Annotated in this window: 2 protein-coding genes; one reads left to right on the top strand and one right to left on the bottom strand. The window is 49.9% G+C overall.

Features of this window, described 5'->3' with window-relative positions; genetic code table 11:
- A partial coding sequence (locus ACSZPU_RS25990; RefSeq protein ID WP_499004497.1) for a tetratricopeptide repeat protein occupies nucleotides 1-450 on the top strand: 450 nt, incomplete at its 5' end.
- A 10-nt stretch (nucleotides 451-460) separates the two neighbouring features.
- On the opposite strand, the gene ACSZPU_RS25985 is transcribed toward ACSZPU_RS25990, so the two are convergent.
- Nucleotides 461-697 (bottom strand): DUF1272 domain-containing protein, encoded by a 237-nt coding sequence (locus tag ACSZPU_RS25985; RefSeq protein WP_499004495.1) that lies wholly within the window; start codon nucleotides 695-697, stop codon nucleotides 461-463.
- Between the last annotated feature and the right edge of the window lie 151 nt (nucleotides 698-848).

Genomic DNA, 848 nt, shown 5'->3' with positions numbered 1-848 from the left:
ATTATCTTTCAATGGTCAAGCTGGGTTGCATCCGATTGTTTTACAAGAGGTTATGCAATTAAGGGACACAGCCTAAAAGCGCGGGCCTTCCTCAATATTGCCTGGTCATACGACAACCAGGGCGCCGAAGATAAAGCAGAAGTGTGTTATCTCGCCGCACTGAACGCGGGTCTTGAGGGTGATGACCAATTTGAAGCGCTATTTGGCCTCGCCTGCACGTACCGCTGTCTGGGGAAATACGACTTAGCCCATGCGCGCTTTGAAGAAATACGGGCCGCGTATCCTGACGCGAGCGAGGTCATCCCTTTTTATGCCCTGTGCCTGCATAACCTCGGTGAAAGCGATAAGGCGATGTCGGTGATGCTGGAACTCATTGTGCGGCATCCACCGACGGAGAATATTAAACGCTATCGAAAAGCATTACGTTTCTACGCGCAAAATCTTGTGTAATAACGATCAATTAAGCACAGCCCTGCGGTTTAAATACGCGTGTTGTTGATGCGGGGTTATTCGCCAGTTTTGCGGCCGGTCTGCGGGGACGGCTGACCAGCTCACCGCCGCAATTCGGGCAGCGCTTATCCATTTTGTCCGCACAATCCTCACAAAAGGTGCATTCAAACGAACAAATAAGCGCGTGGGTGGAATCCGGGGCAAGATCGGTGTTGCAGCATTCACAGTTGGGTCTCAATTCCAGCATAGCGTGCGATCCTTAAATAGTGGCTCAGTCAGCGTCGGTCATATTCAGCTTAATTCAATAACATACTGAGATAAGTAAAGCGCGAATTCAGATAATAAGTGCAACGCTCGGACATGATTGTGGAGAGTGTAGGAGGAAGGGTTAACTACCG

Source organism: Phytobacter sp. V69 (assembly GCF_965644215.1).
Lineage (GTDB): Bacteria > Pseudomonadota > Gammaproteobacteria > Enterobacterales > Enterobacteriaceae > Phytobacter.
Note: the sequence above shows the minus strand (reverse complement) of the source record. Positions and strands in the feature narration are given on the sequence as shown.

What these genes read in the sequence shown, in the direction of transcription:
- ACSZPU_RS25985 (WP_499004495.1), bottom strand. Translation starts at nt 697, where the DNA reads ATGCTGGAATTGAGACCCAACTGTGAATGCTGCAACACCGATCTTGCC.